The sequence below is a fragment of the Putridiphycobacter roseus genome, from assembly GCF_003234935.1.
Classification (GTDB): Bacteria; Bacteroidota; Bacteroidia; order Flavobacteriales_D; family Crocinitomicaceae; genus Putridiphycobacter; species Putridiphycobacter roseus.
The window spans coordinates 1-1927 of sequence record NZ_QKSB01000040.1; the positions used below are offsets into that span (position 1 = coordinate 1).

Consider the following 1927-nt stretch of genomic DNA (forward strand, 5'->3'; position numbering starts at 1 on the left):
AAACATTAGAGAGACCGAGAAGTTTCGCTAGTATTAGCGGAAATCACTCGGCCGAACTTTTGTTTTGCGCAGGATGAGATCATTTATTTGTGCGGGTCTTGGGTTTTTGGTTCGTTTTGTGCCAAGACAAAATGAACGAAAGTTCAAAGAAAAACGATATAAAAATAGGCGTAGGATGTTAAAAAATAGTACATTGAAAAAAAAAGCTTATAACAATATGTATATTGCATAGCTGCCCTTCGGGCTAGCAACGACAACATACACAAACGTTAGCTACAATGTTTGCCAGAGTAAAAGGCCATAATCTTGAAATAATATCTAAAATGAAGTAGGAACTATGAGTGAAAAAGTATTAATATTTATTTGTCTTATGAGTAATTTTACAACTGCATTTAACCAAGACAATAATTCTAAAATAAAGAGTGTTTTAGAAAAGGTTTCAATATTTCTTGATGATTCAATAACTGATTGTTTCATTGCTCAAAAAATAGAATTTAATAAATTTGGTGACACAACCATGCTAATTAATTACCACAGTGACTATGGTAGAAAACCTAAAATTATAGTAAGAAAAAAGTACGGTAAGGATAATTCGCAGGAATTTAAAGAGGAAAGATATGCTTCCAATGGCTTTTTACTTTCTCAAGTAAAGTACACATATGATAAAAATGATTCTCTCGTTTTTTCCGAGACCATAAAGCAATCTAGTTCAAAGTCAGCTAAAAAAAATAGGCCTACCTTATTTGTAACAATAAATAGAATGAAAATAAAACGGGACGAAAAAGGAGTTAAAGTAAAGTCAGAACGATACCGTAAAATGCCTTCTGATAAAGCATCTATTTATAATACTGATTACTTTTATTATCCGAACGGGTCTCTTAAAAAGGAAATTACTGCTGAACATCATCTACAAACAGGTAAAAAAAATGATGTGAAGAAATTCTACTATTATAATTCAGAAGGTAAGCTAGGTGACTTTTATGTGCTTCGAAACGGCGATACAAGTCTAATATGCAACTATAATTCGTATGGCTCACTAATATATAGATTTGACAACTGTAATAAAGATGTATATCAATATAATGATAATAATAACTTATTGAAAAATACGCGTACAAGTTGTTATAGTGGGAACAACCATTCTAGAATGTATAGATATAACTATGTTAATTCTGATAGTTTTCGTGTTGAAACAAAGTACGAAGTCAAAGTTGTAAAGCTAAAAAATGGTGATTTTTATTCTCATATTGAAACTCAGCTAAAGTATGACAACAATGACCAATTGGTTGAAGAGATTTACAGGAAAAAAAATGATATGTTAGAAGATAGTATTTATCCAATAAAATGGGATATGTACCACCGTAAGCTAGTTGAATATAACAAAAGAGGAGAGGTAGTGAGAACAATAGACTCTCCAAATCGGAATCCTAGGGAAGTGCAAAGTTTTTTTGATTTAAATGGCACGCTTGTAGCAAGTAAATTGTATCAAAATAAGATTCTAATCCGAGATGAAAAGTACAATAACCAGGGTTTGTTGACAAATGTCACAACATTTGATAAGAGCAAGGGAGATACCATTAGCACAACAGTTATCGAGTATGACCTTTTAAAGGTACTAACATATCGGACTTACGTAAAAGATACACTTAGCAGAAGTATAACATATCACTATAATCAGTTTGACAAAATTATAAAAAAAATAGACGTTTCTTTCGACAAAAACAGTACTAATACTAGAAGTAGTATAACTGAGTATATTTACTCCTATTACTAAAAATAATAATAAGTAGCTAACAAAATTTAAATTTCATAGCTGTTTCGTACCTTACAGCAACGCAAATTTACACAAACGTTATAAGCAATTCCTTCCTTTGTGGAAAAAACAAATAATTACTTTAAGCTAAAGTTTAATTAGCTGAAAAAAATA

The 1927-nt window shown here is 30.6% G+C and carries 1 protein-coding gene; it reads left to right on the forward strand.

Going from position 1 to position 1927, the window contains the following annotated elements:
• Positions 1 to 370: 370 nt before the first annotated feature.
• Positions 371 to 1774: a hypothetical protein gene (locus tag DNU06_RS17365; protein ID WP_111064770.1), complete on the forward strand. Its 1404-nt coding sequence runs from the start codon at positions 371 to 373 to the stop codon at positions 1772 to 1774.
• Positions 1775 to 1927 lie beyond the last annotated feature (153 nt).